Here is a 17,752-nt window from a genome sequence, read left to right as displayed (position 1 = left end):
TATGAAACTTTTAAAAAAGACGAGTGCATGTTTATTGCTATCTTTACTCGTTGTAACTAGTATGTTTAGCACGACTAATAGCGATAAAGCATACGCAGAAGACCATTCATATGATGGGAAAAGTCCTTATTATAACAGCTGTGATCAATCTGCAGTAACGAAAGAAAAGAAGTGGATTGATTCAAATTCGTATGTGGAATTAAAATTTAGCACGACGTGTAAAACAGCGTGGGCAAAAGTTACTGTAACGCGTGCAGCGGTTTATAATAACGAAGCTGATGCAAGGATTGTTAGAAAAACAGATGGAAAGGCATACACTTGTGGAAGTGCTGGAGGAAATGGTGTTGTAAATAAAGGGCAAACATCATGCTATACGCCAATGGTATATGACTTAGATCCAAGAAAGGCGCAAGCGCAGGGGAAACATGCAATACCGAATAGTGATGCTTATAATTATGCGGAGACTATTTGGTATTGATGAGGATATGGAGATTGTAAGATAGAATATTTTAAGAGCATGTTTTGATTGGATTTCAAAACATGCTCGTTTTGTATTCATTCTAATTTTTTCGGTAATCATGGACCATTGAATTAACTAAGGTCTGTATCAGGAGGATTGTATCCAAGGTGACGAGCCATTGATACAATTTGTCCTTTATGATGAAACTCATGAGTCTCTGTATGAGTTAAAAGCCATAGCGGAGTTGTGCTCCAAGGTTCTCTTTGCCATTTCACTTCATTTGCTATGTTTTCAAGCCAACGATCATTGTATTCATTTAAAAAACTTTGTACAGTCTCATCTACTAATTTAAATCTAGCACGGACTTTCGCGACATCTGCATGCTCAATTTCGTAATCGCTAGCAAATGAAAAATCTGCTCTTTTTTGCTTGAATGCGAATGACCCAAGCCAGTATCGATAGCAATCGGCTACATGAATATGTGTCTTTATAATGCTACCGCTCCCGAAATTCGGAACAGTGCTATGTAATTTTTCTAATGGGATTTCTTCTAAAAATGTGAATAGAGTTTCTCTTGTAGAGCTAATAAGATTATATTGCTGTTTTAAAATATGTAACATGCAAGTACACTCCTCTTTTATTTACATAGTAAGTAATTCTATATTTACGAGGAGTGAACCTTTTTATTATTTTTAATAAGCATATTAGATGTATTTATTATTTGTTTCTGATAGATTAAACAAGGTGAAACTTTAATAAGTTGAACATTCTTAGTTCATAATAAATTGTACATCAAGAAGGAGAACGATAAAATGAATAGACTAGTGGGTTTAAAACAATTTGAAATAACGCGCGGGGCGTTACTTAAATTTATGGAAACGTTAGATGATAAAACTGCGGATACGCAGCCAGAGGGTTTTAACAATACAATTCGTTGGCATATCGGTCACGTGTTAACAGCAGCAGAAGTTTTCATGTTTGGAAAAGAATTCAAACAATTACCAACTGAATATCCAGGTATGTTTGGGTATGGATCACGACCATCTAAATGGAAAACAGAAGGACCATCGTTAGAAGTATTAACGGCTCAATTAAAAGAACAAGCAAAACGTATTAACGAAATTCCAGCAGAAGCATTTGAAAATAAACTGCCAGAGCCATTCCTAGGATTGGAAACAGTAGGGGAGCTTTACGGTATGATGCTTTATCATGAAGCTGATCATATTGGGCAAATGAAAGCGATGGAACGTATTATTAAAGCTCTTTAGTCTTAATTGCATATAACAAGCAATACAGTTGTAATGTTAAATAATATATACAAAAAAGGTAGATAAATTATTATCTACCTTTTTTGTATAACTTCTTGAAGGATTAGGGATTATCATCGTGGTGCTGATGAAGAAGGATAAGAGAATGTTATAATTTTTATGGTGTGATTATTAATTATAGTATTCCTAAATATGGAATATACGTATAATAATAGAGAAGAACTAGAAATAGGGGTGAATACTATGATTACATTAGAGCAAAAGTTGGAGCAATATAAACATACATATGTACAGTTAAAGGGAGAACTAAAATGGAAAACGAGTGATTCTCGAACAGGAATGATGATTGCTGCTATGTATGCAGGTAGTGATAAATTGTTTGATCTCGGACGTTTTTTAGAAATTAGTAGTTATATTAAGAATCAGGTAGGGATGTTTTCATACTTAAAGTCTTATCATCGTTTTGTAGTGGCCGCAACATTAGATATTCACTTTACAGATTACAAGGAAGCTTTTCGGACGTTTTTAGATTTATATGAACAATTGGTCACTGGTGGCTTTAGCCGGAGTATATTTACTTATCTCGCAGCAGCTGTGCTTTTAACAGAAGAAAATGAACAGCATGGCACACATATTCAGCGTTCGATGCAAGTATATAAACGCATGAAAAAGGATCACCTCTTTCTTACAAGTACAAATGATTATCCGCTCGCAGTTTTATTAGCAGGACAATCAGAGCATGTAGAAACACTTATGGACCGAGTGGAACGTCTTTATCAGAAACTAGCGACAGCTGGTTTGCGTAAAGGGAATGATCTTCAATTTTTGAGTCATATTCTTTCACTAAAGAAGGATGTCAGGGAAGAACTATTAGTTGCAAAATGTACAAATATATGGAATTTGTTAAAGCAAGAAAAGATAAAAGTAAAACAGATGCATTACCCAGCTATCGGGCTACTAGCGTTACTCGAGGACGGAGAAAAAGAGATTCATTCTATTCGAGCATTTATTGAAAAATTGCAGGGGGATAAATTATTCCGTTGGCATACAGATACAAATATTCTTATTGCTATTCAACTGTTCGTAAGTCAGAAAGGTGAGGAAAGTAAAGCTACCAACACAGGTTTACAAACAATGATAGAAGTCCTCATACAAGCACAACAAGCAGCTATGATGGCAACGATTGCCGCTTCATCTGCAGCAACCTCTTCTGCTAGTAGTAGTTCATAATATGCAACTGCTTATGCTCTTGTAAATTATAACTCCTTTGATAAGGACTGTTTAAAAAATATTACTAAAAAAGCCCATCACTCTCTTATGAGTGATGGGCTGCCTGTTTTTACATAATCAGTATTATCTTTTTGATTCCTTCAAATGTTTGAGCTGCGTGACAATCATAATGCTAATAACAACGAGTAAAAACCATGAGCTAATTTTACTTAAGTGAACGAGATTCCACGCTTCCCGTTGATTTGGATATTGCCATGCACCGAAAAATGTTGCGATGTTCTCTGCAATCCAAATGAAAAATCCGATAAGGAAAAAGGAGAGAATGAGTGGCATTTTATATGTAACACCTTGTAATGAAAATTGTACAAATGTGCGAGAGAAAACAATGAATAGTAGTAAAGTTAATATCCATCTAAAGTCGTATGTAAAGTGGTGTGTGAAAAAATTGAAGTAAATCATAGCTCCTAACGGTACGGCAAAAATAGCTTTCGGCCAATGATGCATTTGTAAATGCAACCTTCTCCACGCTTGGCATATGTAACTTGCGACACTAGCATACATAAAACCGCTGTAAAGCGGGACTCCAAAAATCTTTGAATATGCCTCTTCAGGATAACTCCATGAACCAAAATGGACTTTATATATTTCTAGAAAGAGTCCGATGAGGTGAAAGACAGTGATTACTTTTAACTCGTCTTTCGTCTCAAGTCCAGTCTTGTACATAATCCACTGCATAAGAAGGCATACGATGAGTATGAAATCATAACGATATAACCCTGGGATTGAAACAATTTTTGACAGGGCTAGTGTTAAGAAAATAACGACTGGGAATAAGCAAGATAATGCTTGCTCGTAAGTGAAATATAGTAGTTGTTTTATATAGAACATTGTGTCACCTTCGGTATCTTTATTAGAAAAATCAAAATAATTAATAAGTATACTACAATTTAAAAAATAATCCAGTAGTCTATTTTGCATGTATTTGTAAGTTTTAGAAGGGAATTGTAATGAGTATTTTAATATTGTAGCAAAGTAAAAAAATAGTTTGCTATTTAAAAAAAGTGGGGATATAATATCTAAATGAAAATGATAATTATTATCAATAATAATTACAAATAAAAAATAATTATAAAAAACAACTGAATATAAAGGATGAAATGAAACATGTTACATAAGTCTACTGTACATGCTGGTAGTAACCGCTGGATACATATTAAGTTCATATGTTTCATGAGCTTAACAATTTTATGTTTAATTGGATCTATATTTTTAGCCATTTCATTTGGTGCAAAGGATATTCATTTACAAACGGTGTGGACAGCGGTTTTGGATTACAATCCGAAATTAACGCAGCACCAAATTATTTATGAATTAAGGCTCCCGAGAGTAATTGGAGCAGCAGTTGTAGGGGCAGCTTTTGCGGTCGCTGGAGCGGTTATGCAAGGAGTAACACGAAATCCTTTAGCTGATGCAGGTGTACTTGGCATAAATGCAGGAGCGATGTTTGTAGTAGCACTTAGTTTTGCTTTTTTTCCGCATATGCCGTATTCCTATTTAATGATTGTTTCCTTTATTGGAGCAGTCTTAAGTACAGTACTTATTTTTGTTATTGGATCAGCAACATCAGGTGGGTTAACACCAATGAGGTTAACGATTGCTGGAGCTGTTATGGCAGCGCTTTTACATTCATTAAGTTCAGGTGTTGCGATTTATTATGATTTAAGCCAAGATTTAGCGTTTTGGTATGCTGGTGGTGTTGCAGGGGTTAAGTGGGAACACTTGAAATTTTTAGTGCCTATTATTCTTATAACGATTATTTTTGCGATAGTGTTAGGGCGATCTATTTCACTCATATCAATGGGGGATGATGTTGCTACAAATTTAGGAGTGAAAACGAACCGAACGAGAATACTAGGGATGACTATAGTAGTTATTCTGGCAGGTGTTTCTGTTTCAGCTGTTGGTTCTATTGGATTTGTAGGATTAGTTATCCCACACATTGCTAGAAAATTAGTTGGTGTTAATTATAGACTCATTATTCCTATGTCAGCATTATTAGGAGCTATGTTATTAGTTGTAGCTGACCTAGGAGCAAGAACAGTAAATCCTCCTAAGGAACTTGCGATAGGGATTATGGTAGCTCTTGTTGGAGTTCCGTTCTTCCTCTATATAGCACGTAAAGTCGGGAGGGAGCTATAAGTGAAAGATCTTTTTAACACGGATAAAAAGAGAGCTATTACTGTAACTGCAATCTTCGGATGTGTAAGTATCGCTGTAATTTTAATTAGTTTAAATACAGGGACACTGAGTATAGCGCCACTTAAAGTAATTGAAACACTTTTTGGTTATGGTGATTTTGAGAGCGCAACCGTGCTATACGATTATCGTATGCCAAGAATTATTATCACAATGTTAGCCGGTATTGGCCTTGGGATTTCCGGTGCGATTTTGCAAGGATTATCACGTAATGCACTTGCAGACCCTGGTATTCTTGGACTGCATTCAGGTGCATCTTTCGGGCTAATTATATTCGTTACATTCTTTCATTCTATTAATGAAAGTGCATCCATTTTAATACCGTTATTTACATTTGGCGGAGGAGTATTAGCTGCATTTCTTATTATTTTACTTGCGAGTGATCGGTCAAAAGGTTTACTTCCTATTAGACTTATTCTCGTTGGTATTGCAGTTTCAGCTGGTTTTAGTGCAATTTCGTTATTTTTCTCTCTCAAGTTAAATGATGAGACGTATACATTCGCTTCTAGATGGCTAGTTGGTAACGTGTGGGGAAGGGATTGGATTCATGTCCTTGCATTATTACCTTGGATTTTCATACTAACCCCTTATGCGTGGCTAAAATCTAAAACGTTAAATGCGTTGTCACTAGGTGATAGTGTAGCGGCAGGACTTGGTGTTTCTGTTCAAAAAGAACGGTTATTACTATTAGCTACAGCGGTTGGATTATCTTGCGCAAGTGTATCGATGGCAGGAGGGATTGGTTTTATCGGTTTAGTTGCTCCACATATTGCAAGAAAGTTAGTAGGTACTACCTATCAACATTTTCTTCCGCTAGCTGGCATTATCGGAATGATTATTTTAGTACTAGCAGATACGATAGGTCGTTCTATATTCGAGCCAAATTCTATTCCAGCTGGTGTAGTAGTGGCAGCTTTAGGAGCACCTTATTTTCTTTATTTACTTACAAAAACAAAATAAATACTTCAAAGAGGAGAACATATGAAAAAGAAACTTACTATTTTATTTAGCATCATGTGTATTTTAGTATTAGCAGCATGTGGTCAAACGAAAGCTAATGAAGAGGCAACGAAAAAAACTGAAAAAAGTAATAATCCGAAAATCGCTTCTATGTCCATTCACTTAACGAATAATTTACTTGCATTAGGAATTACACCTGTAGGCTCTGTTATTGGTGGAGATTTAAAAGATTTCTTACCGCATGCTAAAGAGAAGTTGAAAGATACGAAGAAGCTTGGTGTTGTAACAGATCCGAATATGGAAGCGTTGCTTCAGTTAAAGCCATCTGAAATTTATGTGGATGAAAAATACGCTGGCAAAGATTTAGCGAAATACGAAAAAATTGCAAAAACACATTCTTTCAATTTAGATGAAGGTACGTGGAGAGATCATTTAAAACAAGTTGGTAAACTTGTAAACCGTGAGAAAGAAGCAGATAAATATATTCAAGATTACGAAGAGCAATCAAAACGAGTAAAAAGTTTAATAGATAAAGAGCTAGGTAATAACGAAAAAGTAATGGCAATTCGCGTTACTGCAAAAGAATTACGTGTATTTAGTACGAAAAGACCGATGGGACCAATTTTATTCCAAGATTTAGGATTACAACCTGCAAACGGTGTAGAGAAAATTGATGGAAACCGTCCTTTCGAAGTCATTTCACAAGAAGTATTACCTGACTTTGATGCAGATGCGATTTTCGTTGTTGTAAACAGAGATGATAAGGCAAAAGCTGCATTTAAACAACTTCAAGAAACACCAATTTGGAAAGATTTAAAAGCAGTTAAAGGCAAGCACGTATACATTATCAATGATCAACCATGGCTTGACTATTCTGCTTTAGGAAACAAAATGGCAATGGATGAAGCGGAGAAAATGTTTACGAAATAATATCGATTCGTTGTTAGGAAGACCCTCTAAATTTTGAGGGTCTTTTTTTATTGTTAGAATAAATGAAAAATTATACAATGAATTTAATTTAACGTAGAGGAGATATGCCAATGTCAGCGCTTATTGTAAGTATCCCGTTTATGAAACAAGGGGATAAATAGGTTAAAATAAGTATCCCCGCTATTAAAAAAAGGGGAGTTTGAAATGACAATGAATCTTTTTCGAAATAAAACGATTAAATTATCAGCTATTAGAGAAGCTGATGCTGAAGTAATGGCTATGTGGCAAGAGGATAGTGAATATTTAAGAAATGTAGATACAGATGTAGCATTCCCGCAATCGATACAAGAAATAGCAAGTGATGGGCTATTAAAAGGACGGAAATCGAATAGTGTATCTTTCATGTTGAGGACAGTTCAAGATGATCGTTTAATTGGTTTTGTGGCGATTCATGGCATAGAGTGGAATAACAGAACAGGGTTATTAGCAATTGGTATAGGAGATGCGAATGATAGAGGGAAGGGATATGGAAAAGAAGCGATCCATCTTATCTTAAAATATGCTTTCTATGAATTGAATTTGCACCGCGTCGGTCTTGATGTTATCTCTTATAATAAAGCTGCGATTGAGTTGTATAAAAAGATGGGTTTTCAGATGGAAGGTTGTATGAGAGAAGCAGTTCAAAGAGATGGGAAGTGTTTTGATCGTATGATTATGGGGATATTGCGGGATGAATGGATAGAGCTGCAAGATTAGCGAATACATTCAATATTATATATGTAGTATGCAGGAGATATAATGATAATTGGCGAAAATTTACAGTGAACTGATTGAATTTATAAGGAGTTATGTAAAATGAATTTAGAAAAAGCAAAACCAGTAAATGAAGAGGTCGCTGAATTAAAGGAACTAATTAAAGAGTTACACGGAAGTGTACATCAACTGCAAAGCGAAGTGCAGCAACTAAGGCACGAAAGACCAGTTGTTGAAGTGAGAAAAGGTGTTCAATTATCACCAACAATTGTCGGACAAATTGGTGGTATGATTTTAGGTGGGTTAGCAATTATCGGTATATTTTGGTGATGAAAAAAGGTTTGCAGCACGATGCTGCAAACCTTTTGTATTTGACGATATAATTTCATGCAATACAACTTTTACATTAAATAACGTAAATATATATAAGCATGTGATAACAAGAGTGCAACAATAGTTAATGGTAAACCAATTTTTAAGAAGTCCATATAAGAGAAAGCATGTCCTTCACGTTTTGCAATACCAGCAACGACTACGTTTGCAGATGCTCCGATTAGCGTTCCATTTCCTCCTAAGCAAGCTCCAAGAGATAACGCCCACCATAGTACTTCGATTTGCGGAGAATCGACAGATAGTCCGAGTCCTGTAGCTAAGTCTTGAATAAGAGGAATCATCGTAGCGACAAATGGGATGTTGTCGATTGTCGCAGATGCGATGCCAGATACCCATAAAATAAGTATAGCTGCGAATCCGATGTCACCGTTTGTTACGTCGATTACTTCTTTTGCAAGTGAAGAGATAAGTCCGATATCAATTAACCCGCCAACGAGAACAAATAGTCCGGCGAAGAAGAAAATGGTTACCCATTCAACGTGGGCAAATACATCTTCAATGTCATGTTCTTTCACGCCGATTAACATAAGAAGTGTAGCGCCTGTCATCGCGATAACAGCAGCGTCTACATGAATAATCGAATGAAGTACGAAGCCTAAAATAGTTAGTCCTAAAATCGAAATAGATTTTAAAAGGAGGCTTTGATCTTTAATGTAATCTTTTTCGTTTAATGCCATTAGTTTTTCGATTTGTTCAGGTGTTGTTTTTAGTTTGTTACGATACATGAAGTAAATAATGCCAAGTGTCACGATAGAAATAATAATTACGATTGGAGCTAAGTTAAGTAAAAAGGCGTTAAAGTCTAAATGCTTGTTTGCTGATCCAATCATAATATTAGGTGGATCACCGATTAATGTTGCTGTTCCGCCTATATTTGAAAACAGCACTTCTGAAATCAAATAAGGCACAGGATTTACTTTTAAAATACGTGTAATGGATAATGTAACAGGAACGATTAATAAAACAGTCGTTACATTGTCCAAAAATGCTGATCCGACAGCAGTTAATAGGGATAGTAATAATAAAATGCGAATCGGTTTTCCGCCAGCCGCTTTTGCCGCTTTAATGGCCACAAATTCAAAGACGCCTGATTGACTCGTAATATGTACGAGAATCATCATCCCAATTAAAAGGGTAATCGTTTCCCATTGAATATGTGATGTGAAAGCAGTATGTAAATCTACAACTCCAAAAATAATCATAATAGCAGCACCGAATAGTGCGATTACAGCACGATTCAATTTCTCAGAAATAATAAATCCGTACGTGATTAAAAATACGGCAATTGCAAAATAATATTGCCAATTTGCTACTTCATGTGCTGATTGTTCCAATCATGTCACCTTCTTTAAATTATGTATTCAATTGTCGAAATGTATCTCGCTGCAATAATGCGGGATAAAATATATTGTAGCAAATTCAAAAAAGAAAGAAAACTATTTAACAAAGTGAAGGAAAAAATGTATTTTTTACATATCATATAAAAAATATAAAAAACACAGTGCAAATTATTAGGAAAAGTGAGCGTTGTCCTCTAATATAGAGATAGCAATTTACATTATTTTTGCGTAAAATGGTTTAAAGAGGTGAATTCCGATGGAAATAGTAAAAGATAGTTCTCTTATTCAAAATGAAATTGAACGTTTTGTAAATAAAGATGTATATATTCATTTAGAAACGACAAACGGAGCGTATGCATCACACATAAATGAAAAGATGATGACAGTTGGTGCTTTCATTCGAAATGCAATTATCCGTTTTGAACGCGGGAAGATAACTGGAACAAATCCATACCGAGTTGGTTTAAAAATGGATCATGGTTGGGTATATGCTGAAGGTATTACGCACTGGGAAGTAGACGGTCAAGAGCGTTTATTACTAGCTGGACATGATAATTTAGGTCGTCTAGCAGTCGCACTTGAGTTAAGCTTAACACCATTTAAGTAAGAAGGAGGGAAACTTATGGAGAGACATGTACTTGTTGTATTTCCGCATCCAGATGATGAAGCATATGCTGCGGGAGGAACAATTCGCTTATTAACAGATCAAGGAGTACCTGTAACATATGCATGTGGTACTCTAGGACAAATGGGACGTAACATGGGTAAGAACGTATTCGCTAACCGTGAAACGATTCCAAATATCCGTGAGAAAGAATTGAAAGATGCTTGTGAAGCGATGGGGATTAAAGATTTAAGAATGCTTGGCTTCCATGATAAAACGTTAGAATTTGAAGATGTTGATTTCGTTGCTGACAAAATTGAAGCAATCATTCAAGAAGTAAATCCATCTCGAATTATTACATTTTATCCAGAGCACGGTGTACATCCAGATCATAATGCATTTGGCCGCGCTGTCGTTCGCGCTGTATCACGTATGCCAAAAGAAGAGCGCCCAGTTATTCATGCGGTTGCGATTACGAAAAATCGTGAAGCAGTATTAGGAGAACCGGATGTTGTAAATAACATTAGTGAAGTATTTGATCATAAATTAACTGCACTAGGTGCGCACCGTTCACAAACAGAAGCAATGCTTGAAGACACGCATGCAAAAATAAAAAACAAAGATGCAGCAACATTAAAATGGCTGCAACTTGAACAATTTTGGACTTATAAATGGGAGTAGGCTAGAAGGGTATCTTCTAGTTGCTCTTACATAGAAAAAGCGCCGTCACTTGTGATGGCGCTTTTTCTTGTTGAAGACTATATATTTCTTAGGGTGCTTCAAAATTTTAAAATTAACGTGCAGTATAGCCTCCATCAACAAGAAGTGTTGTACCGTTAACAAAACTAGCATCATCACTTGCTAAAAATAAGACAGCTTTAGCGACTTCTTCTGGTGTTCCAAGTCTGCCTTGTGGATGAAGTGAAGCTAAATATTCTTTCTGTTGAGGATTAACACTACCTAGTAAAGGGGTGTCAATATAACCAGGGCACACCGCGTTAATACGTATTCCATATTTAGCGTAGGCAGTACATAAATTTTGAGTTAATAGTTTCACACCACCTTTTGCAGAGGAGTATGCTGTTGGGGTAGGTAATGAAACAAAACTATGAATCGAACCAGCGTTAACGATGACACCACCTGTACCTTGTTTAAGAAATTGTTCAATCGAATATTTATCAGAAAGGAATACCCCAGACAAATTAATATCAATAGTTCTTTTCCACTTTTCATAGGATAATTCGTTTGCCGGTGCATCATCAGCAACGCCGGCATTGGCATACATAATATCTAATTTACCGTATGTACTTACTGTCTCATGAATTAGCTGTTTAATATCTGCCTCTTTTGTTACATCGGTTTTAATAAATAACGTATTATATCCATGTGCATTCAATTCATCTGATAGTTCTTTTCCACGTTCAGAAAAGTCAGCAATAACTACTTTTGCACCTTCTTCGATAAAAAGACGAACAGTAGATTCGCCAATTCCACTTGCACCACCAGTTATGATTGCTACTTTGTCTTTTAATTTCATATAAACCTCTCCATTCATCAATGAATTTAAGTCGAATTTTTAAATCTTGTTACTAAACTATTAACCTTAAATAGTAAGTAGATAGAAGAAAAAGCTCGCGTTTACTTAATCGTGAGAGTGCTTTTTTTCTTTAGTGTACTTTTTGATACAGGTATGGACGAAAATATTAATTTGGTCAATTTTATCATTAGATTGAATATTTGGTAAAGAGCTCTCGAACAGAGCGAGTACGGATGCTGAAAAATTAAAATAAACATGCAGTATTATTTGTAGGGTAAGGAACAAAGAAGAGAGATGCATAACGAAAACTACTACTCTAGTTAAATAGGAAAAAGCCTTGCAGGGGGGCAAGGCTTTAAACAGGGTATTAAAAATTATTGATTTATTAAGAATAACTTCTTCTTGTGAATAAACTAATTTTAGCATGATAACTCATATATATGTGTTACGAATTTGTGAATAAAAACTTAATGATAAAAGTATGAGTGAAAGGAAATAATGTATTTGAAATATGCATTATTACACAAAGTTCAGTTGAAATAGGGATGGAAATAAAAAAGCGCAATGAGCAAAATAATTAAGAGACGAATTATACGAAAGATCAGTGGAACGCCTAATATTTAATTTGTTTCACTATATTATTATTTCCGATGCTACAAAATTCAAGAAATGAATTATTAATATAAAAACAAAAAATCCTCAGAATCTATGGCTTTAAAATGAAAAAATTTTAATCATTGGGCATAAGGGAATTCTATATTGATTGGTTGAAAAAGGGGATTTGTATATTTAATTTCTTTTTGCATTTAATTCTTTAGAACTGATTTTTAATAATGTATATAAGAAGCGTATATTTTGAATTATTTAATAGAATAATATATATTTATATTGATTTAATGATTTTAGTTTGTTAAAAATGGGGAAATCGATATGAAGGTTAAATTTGCTGTAATAAAAGATGAGAATTTTGATTGTAGTTTATTGGAAACAAAATTATTGAAAACTTTTAAAGAAGTAGATTGTGAAGCAGATATTGTAAAGGTTGAGGATGAAATTATTGAAAACAATGATATACAAACGCATTTATCAGAAATAACCATTCATGTTACTGGAAAAAATATCGGATATAGATCCGTTTCAGCCAGTATATTTATTGTTCTAGAGAGTTTATCAATACAGCTATTTCGTATTAATATTAGTATACATTAAGCAGCTGAAAAAGTGGATTCTTCAGAAAATCATACTGATTATATTGAGTTGTAAATATGAAAATGGTGATGAAAACAATAGAAATTATCGTAGGTGCTCCCGAATGTTGGATTGCATCTTGTTTGTTGTTAAATAAACAAGGGATTCCTTTTCTAATTTTAATTTATCTTAACGCTAATTTATAAATAGAAAAATGGAAACATGTGAGTAATTCAATTAGATTGTACAAATAATTTGGTACGCGGATATACGCAATGTATTCACAGGTAAGAGGGTTGTCTCATAATATATATAGATTTTTCTATTAAGATGAACAGAGGGTGTGAATATATGGAAGATGTTTACGCTAAAATTGACAGTCTCAAGGCGGAGCAAAAAGAAATTATGAGAGACATTCGAAATTTAGAAACGCGTACTACTATTAATGAGAAAGATATAGCAACAATCAATAAGCAATTAGAAAAAATAAGTACAAACACAACTTGGATTTTGCGGATTATTATTAGCGCGATAATAATGTCAGTTTTAGGATTAATATTAAAAGGAATGATTTAGTCTTGTGAAATAGAACGATAGAAAAGAAAGAGGGGAGCTCCCTCTTTCTTTTCTGTAAATGAGAAGCTATAAATTTTCCGTTTCCTTTTCACCTGCATATTTTTCCTCTAAAGAAATTAATAGAGGAATGGATACAGTTACTAGAATAATTAAAGTAGTTATAAAAGATTTAGAAAGAGAAAAAGAACCTTCAATTAAAGGTGATAAAAACTTGAATGAAAGTATACTTGTTATGAAGGAAATTACTAAAAAGCTCAAAAGAGATATATTTTTATTCTTTATAGATGTCTCTATAAAGTCTTTAATACAGGTTATTACGACAAAAATAGTTAATATGATAAGAGAAATAAAATAATGTGTTACATTTGTCATACTAATAGTAGGATCGTCTATTATGTAAGCAAGTAACTTAGATACTAACATGCCTCCAAACAATAAAATAATAAAAGCGAGTAATCCTTCCGATATATAAGTGCTTAAATTGTTTTTCTTGTTAAAGAGTTTATAGTTTAGAGTAGATTGGGTTATTTGAATTAGGAATAGGGTAATAATCCATACATAATATACAAATGGTAATTCTCCTGAGAATAGAGAAATTAGAAAGTTTACTACTGTCCTTAAAATTTCAATCATTACGAAAGTCCTCCTGTTTGTAAGCTTGTGACATTAAAATATACTAGTCTATCGTTTAATAATTAAACTTATGAATTCAAACTATTTCTAATTATTCCATAAAAAGGTGACTGCATCAAGTTATCTTTTTAACAATCCTCCAAGGCCGAGCACTAGTAAAAGAAACGCAATATGTAATATAATTGAAAAAGTATATTTAAAAATCAATGTTAATATTACCCTCCTATAAGTATTAACATACGTAATTGAGGTGTTTTCTTTGTTGTTTTATGATCGAATTTCTATAATGGCCCCTCCTGTTCCGTAGCTAAGGAAAGTCTTTTTATTTCTGAGATTTTCAAAGTTATAGGAGGGTATGAAAAATGAAAAAAGTCTCAGTACCATCACTTTTGTTAATGATTATTCTTGTCGCATTTCCGCAAATTAGTGAAACGATTTACACACCGTCTTTACCGGACATTTCAAAGGCGTTACATGTAAGTAATAATGAGGTGCAGTTAACACTTAGTGTGTATTTTGCTGGATTTGCGTTAGGTGTATTTTTTATTGGGTGGTTATCAGATATAATTGGTCGTCGCCGAGCGATGTTACTTGGAATTTTCATATATGGCGCTGGGAGTTTCTTATGCTATATTGCAAGTTCCATTGAAGTTTTATTGATAAGTCGTTTTATTCAAGCGTTTGGAGCAAGTGCAGGATCCGTGGTTACACAAACGATTCTTCGGGAAAGTGTAGAAGGGCATAAGCGGCATGTTATGTTCGCTCAAATTTCGGCAGTCATTGCTTTTACACCAGCTATAGGACCGTTAATTGGTGGCTTTCTTGATCAAATGTTTGGATTTAAAATAGTATTTTTAAGTTTAGTTGTTATGAGTGTCGGGATTTTTCTGTATACGTTTGTTTCTCTTCCAGAAACAAAAACGGACTCAGTGACAAATGAAATAAATGTCTTTTCAGTATTGAAAAGATTAATTACAAATCCGAAAGTAGTAACATATGGGCTATTAATTGGAGGAGCAAATGGTGTTTTATTTAGCTATTATGCAGAAGCGCCGTTTATCTTTATTGAATACTTTCAATTATCACCTAGTATGTATGGATTTTTAGGAATTGTTGTAGCGTCTGCTTCTATTGTTGGAGCGAAAGTTTCAAAACGTTTACTTGCTACTTATAAACCAGAGAAAATTATATATATCGGTTGTCTCGTAATGATAGGAGGAGCTATCCTTTTATCTGTTATTACGTTTGTTGGATCAAATCCGAATGTTATATATATGGTTGTATTTTTAATAGCGATGTTTATATTGTTATTAGGGATTGGAGTAGCGTTACCTAACTGTTTAAGTTTAGCATTAGTAGATTTTCAAGATGTTATTGGTACAGCAGGTGCATTGTTTAGTTTAGGGTACTATGTAATTGTAACGATGACAATTTGGGGAATGAGTCAGCTGCATACAGGCTCGTTACTGGTGATGCCACTTTATTTTCTGGTTATTGTAGTTATAATGGCAATGTTTACTAAAGTGTTTATCTTTGGTAAGAAAACTTCGAAATCGATTTAAATATGAAATCGTAAAAGAGTCTCATTTTTTAATGAGACTCTTTTATATTTTATGCCTCAAAATTGGACTGGACTAAAGAAGTTAGTAATTTATTAATATATTAAATTTCTGATTGGTATATGAATCTAGCGTTTGGGAAATTACGTTATCAACTATGAAGATTGAAGTGCATGAAGTATGAAACCGAGGAAGATAAGATCTCCTCGGTTATTTATATTGTAATAATATACATGCCGGAATCATATTGAATAGATGTATTTTATTGTTAATTTAGTTAAAAATTAAGTGCGATCATGCATATTGATTTATTGAAAAAATAATTGAATTTTTCAGATTAATGAATTAATATAAGGTGAGTAATTTTAAGATTTATAGAATATTGGAAGATGAAAGGTTTTGAGAATTTTATTAGGAGCACAAAACGATTTTAGGATAGCTTTAAAGCTAGTGTAAAATGACGTTTGCTTCATCATTTTCAGGGCCGAAAGGAATTAGGGGAAAGCATCTTGTTTTAAAATGCGGCTATGAATCATCTAAGAGGGGGAAGTGAAGTGGCAAACAAAGAATTGAAAAGAGGTTTAGAAGCACGTCATATTCAAATGATTGCTTTAGGCGGAACGATTGGTGTTGGTTTGTTTATGGGGTCAGCCAGCACAATTAAATGGACAGGTCCGTCAGTAATGCTTGCTTATGCAATTGCAGGTATTTTCATCTTCTTCATCATGCGTGCCATGGGAGAAATGTTGTATATGGAGCCAAGTACAGGCTCATTTGCGACGTTCGGTCATAAGTATATTCATCCGCTAGCTGGTTATATGACAGCTTGGAGTAACTGGTTCCAGTGGGTTATCGTTGGGATGTCAGAAATTATCGCGGTTGGAGCGTATATGCAATATTGGTTCCCGGATTTACCAGCTTGGATACCAGGTATAATCGCAATGGTTATTCTTGGTGCAGCTAACTTAATTTCAGTTAAGTCATTTGGTGAATTTGAATTTTGGTTCGCGATGATTAAAATCGTTACGATTCTATTAATGATTATTGCAGGGTTTGGCCTTATTTTCTTTGGAATTGGTAACGGCGGAGAAGCGATTGGCATATCTAATCTTTGGTCAAATGGCGGTTTCTTTACAGGTGGTTTTTCAGGATTCTTCTTTGCATTATCACTTGTAGTTGGAGCGTATCAAGGTGTGGAATTAATCGGAATTACTGCTGGCGAAGCGAAAAATCCGAAGAAGACACTTACAAGAGCGATTCAAAGTACAATTTGGCGTATTTTAATATTCTATATTGGTGCTATTTTCGTTATTGTAACTGTATATCCGTGGGATCAATTAAGTACAATTGGTAGCCCGTTCGTAGCGACTTTTGCGAAAGTTGGTATTACGGCAGCAGCTGGACTTATTAACTTCGTTGTAATTACAGCGGCAATGTCTGGTTGTAATAGTGGTATTTATAGTGCTGGACGTATGCTTTATACGTTAGGTGTAAATGGACAAGCACCGAAATATTTCACGAAACTTTCTGGAAATGGTGTACCTTTATTCGGTACAGTTGGCGTAATTATCGGTCTGGCGGTTGGTGTTGTTTTAAGTTACATCGCACCGAAAAATTTATTCGTATATGTATATAGTGCGAGTGTACTCCCTGGTATGGTACCATGGTTCGTCATTTTAATTAGTCAAATTAATTTTAGAAAAGAAAAGGGAGCAGAGATGAAAGATCATCCGTTCAAAATGCCATTTGCTCCTGTAACAAACTATTTAACGATTGCCTTTTTAATTATGGTATTAATCGGAATGTGGTTTAACGATGATACTCGTATTTCATTAGTTGTAGGTATTATTTTCTTAGCTATCGTTACAATTAGTTTCTATGCTTTTGGAATAGGAAAGCGAGCTCCGTTAGACGTTCAAAATAATAAAGAGATTTCAAGTAAATAAAGAAAAGGCTGTTCATCTGGAACAGCCTTTTCTTATTGTTGTTATTTGTCGATAAATCGATATACCTTGTCGAATCGTTGATATAATTTGGTTTGTGATAGATATATTTGAAAAATCGT

General features: G+C 34.4%; 19 protein-coding genes. 14 read left to right on the top strand and 5 right to left on the bottom strand.

The window, feature by feature from the left end; genetic code table 11:
* Position 1 precedes the first annotated feature (1 nt).
* Positions 2-478, top strand: coding sequence for a DUF2690 domain-containing protein (locus RT27_RS12390; RefSeq protein WP_029442908.1), 477 nt, complete (start codon positions 2-4; stop codon positions 476-478).
* A gap of 113 nt (positions 479-591) precedes the next feature.
* Here the strand turns inward: RT27_RS12390 and RT27_RS12385 are convergent, their stop codons facing one another.
* Positions 592-1,080, bottom strand: a complete 489-nt coding sequence (locus RT27_RS12385; protein ID WP_000902416.1) for a DinB family protein — start codon at positions 1,078-1,080, stop codon at positions 592-594.
* Between the two features lie 192 nt (positions 1,081-1,272).
* On the opposite strand from RT27_RS12385, the gene RT27_RS12380 reads away from it, so the two are divergent.
* Both RT27_RS12380 and RT27_RS12375 read left to right on the top strand, forming a co-directional pair.
* Positions 1,273-1,728, top strand: coding sequence for a DinB family protein (locus tag RT27_RS12380; RefSeq protein ID WP_001081119.1), 456 nt, complete (start codon positions 1,273-1,275; stop codon positions 1,726-1,728).
* Positions 1,729-1,920: 192 nt separating this feature from the next.
* Positions 1,921-2,958: a DUF4003 domain-containing protein gene (locus RT27_RS12375; protein ID WP_141542558.1), complete on the top strand. Its 1,038-nt coding sequence runs from the start codon at positions 1,921-1,923 to the stop codon at positions 2,956-2,958.
* Positions 2,959-3,081: 123 nt separating this feature from the next.
* Here the strand turns inward: RT27_RS12375 and RT27_RS12370 are convergent, their stop codons facing one another.
* Positions 3,082-3,846, bottom strand: a complete 765-nt coding sequence (locus tag RT27_RS12370) for a DUF817 domain-containing protein (protein WP_016080793.1) — start codon at positions 3,844-3,846, stop codon at positions 3,082-3,084.
* Between the two features lie 276 nt (positions 3,847-4,122).
* Here RT27_RS12370 and RT27_RS12365 point away from each other — a divergent pair, with 276 nt between their 5' ends.
* The 5 genes from RT27_RS12365 to RT27_RS12345 all read left to right on the top strand — a co-directional run bounded on the left by RT27_RS12365 (position 4,123) and on the right by RT27_RS12345 (position 8,187).
* Positions 4,123-5,157 (top strand): iron ABC transporter permease, encoded by a 1,035-nt coding sequence (locus RT27_RS12365; protein WP_016080794.1) that lies wholly within the window; start codon positions 4,123-4,125, stop codon positions 5,155-5,157.
* A complete protein-coding gene (locus RT27_RS12360; RefSeq protein ID WP_043936323.1) occupies positions 5,158-6,174 on the top strand; it encodes an iron ABC transporter permease in 1,017 nt (338 codons plus the stop codon).
* Between the two features lie 21 nt (positions 6,175-6,195).
* Positions 6,196-7,104 carry an iron-hydroxamate ABC transporter substrate-binding protein gene (locus RT27_RS12355; RefSeq protein ID WP_029442903.1) on the top strand — a complete coding sequence of 303 codons (909 nt, stop codon included), beginning with the start codon at positions 6,196-6,198 and terminating at the stop codon, positions 7,102-7,104.
* Positions 7,105-7,308: 204 nt separating this feature from the next.
* On the top strand, positions 7,309-7,860 hold the full coding sequence (locus RT27_RS12350) for a GNAT family protein (protein ID WP_016080797.1): 552 nt from the start codon (positions 7,309-7,311) through the stop codon (positions 7,858-7,860).
* 99 nt (positions 7,861-7,959) lie between these two features.
* Positions 7,960-8,187, top strand: a complete 228-nt coding sequence (locus tag RT27_RS12345; RefSeq protein WP_001047304.1) for a hypothetical protein — start codon at positions 7,960-7,962, stop codon at positions 8,185-8,187.
* Positions 8,188-8,258: 71 nt separating this feature from the next.
* Here RT27_RS12345 and RT27_RS12340 read toward each other — a convergent pair whose 3' ends face one another.
* On the bottom strand, positions 8,259-9,584 hold the full coding sequence (locus RT27_RS12340) for an ArsB/NhaD family transporter (protein WP_043936322.1): 1,326 nt from the start codon (positions 9,582-9,584) through the stop codon (positions 8,259-8,261).
* Between the two features lie 262 nt (positions 9,585-9,846).
* Here RT27_RS12340 and RT27_RS12335 point away from each other — a divergent pair, with 262 nt between their 5' ends.
* Together RT27_RS12335 and bshB2 are read left to right on the top strand one after the other, a co-directional pair.
* Positions 9,847-10,197 carry a YojF family protein gene (locus RT27_RS12335; RefSeq protein ID WP_000407046.1) on the top strand — a complete coding sequence of 117 codons (351 nt, stop codon included), beginning with the start codon at positions 9,847-9,849 and terminating at the stop codon, positions 10,195-10,197.
* A gap of 15 nt (positions 10,198-10,212) precedes the next feature.
* Positions 10,213-10,875, top strand: a complete 663-nt coding sequence (bshB2, locus tag RT27_RS12330; RefSeq protein WP_000439487.1) for a bacillithiol biosynthesis deacetylase BshB2 — start codon at positions 10,213-10,215, stop codon at positions 10,873-10,875.
* 112 nt (positions 10,876-10,987) lie between these two features.
* Here bshB2 and RT27_RS12325 read toward each other — a convergent pair whose 3' ends face one another.
* On the bottom strand, positions 10,988-11,731 hold the full coding sequence (locus tag RT27_RS12325) for a glucose 1-dehydrogenase (RefSeq protein ID WP_000768018.1): 744 nt from the start codon (positions 11,729-11,731) through the stop codon (positions 10,988-10,990).
* A 930-nt stretch (positions 11,732-12,661) separates the two neighbouring features.
* Between RT27_RS12325 and RT27_RS12320 the strand changes: the two genes are divergently transcribed.
* Together RT27_RS12320 and RT27_RS12315 are read left to right on the top strand one after the other, a co-directional pair.
* On the top strand, positions 12,662-12,940 hold the full coding sequence (locus RT27_RS12320) for a hypothetical protein (protein WP_029442902.1): 279 nt from the start codon (positions 12,662-12,664) through the stop codon (positions 12,938-12,940).
* 330 nt (positions 12,941-13,270) lie between these two features.
* The gene (locus RT27_RS12315) at positions 13,271-13,495 is read left to right on the top strand and encodes a hemolysin XhlA family protein (RefSeq protein WP_000390462.1); all 225 of its coding nucleotides are present in this window, start codon (positions 13,271-13,273) and stop codon (positions 13,493-13,495) included.
* A 66-nt stretch (positions 13,496-13,561) separates the two neighbouring features.
* On the opposite strand, the gene RT27_RS12310 is transcribed toward RT27_RS12315, so the two are convergent.
* Entirely contained in the window at positions 13,562-14,128 is a 567-nt protein-coding gene (locus RT27_RS12310; protein WP_029442901.1) for a DUF5823 family protein, read from the bottom strand.
* 362 nt (positions 14,129-14,490) lie between these two features.
* Here RT27_RS12310 and RT27_RS12305 point away from each other — a divergent pair, with 362 nt between their 5' ends.
* Together RT27_RS12305 and RT27_RS12300 are read left to right on the top strand one after the other, a co-directional pair.
* Entirely contained in the window at positions 14,491-15,690 is a 1,200-nt protein-coding gene (locus RT27_RS12305; protein ID WP_043936321.1) for a multidrug effflux MFS transporter, read from the top strand.
* A 551-nt stretch (positions 15,691-16,241) separates the two neighbouring features.
* A complete protein-coding gene (locus tag RT27_RS12300) occupies positions 16,242-17,633 on the top strand; it encodes an amino acid permease (protein WP_001284410.1) in 1,392 nt (463 codons plus the stop codon).
* The last annotated feature ends 119 nt before the right edge of the window (positions 17,634-17,752 follow it).

This window comes from Bacillus sp. L_1B0_5 (genome assembly GCF_000836715.1).
GTDB lineage: Bacteria > Bacillota > Bacilli > Bacillales > Bacillaceae_G > Bacillus_A > Bacillus_A thuringiensis_S.
This window is presented reverse-complemented; position numbering and strand designations above follow the sequence as displayed.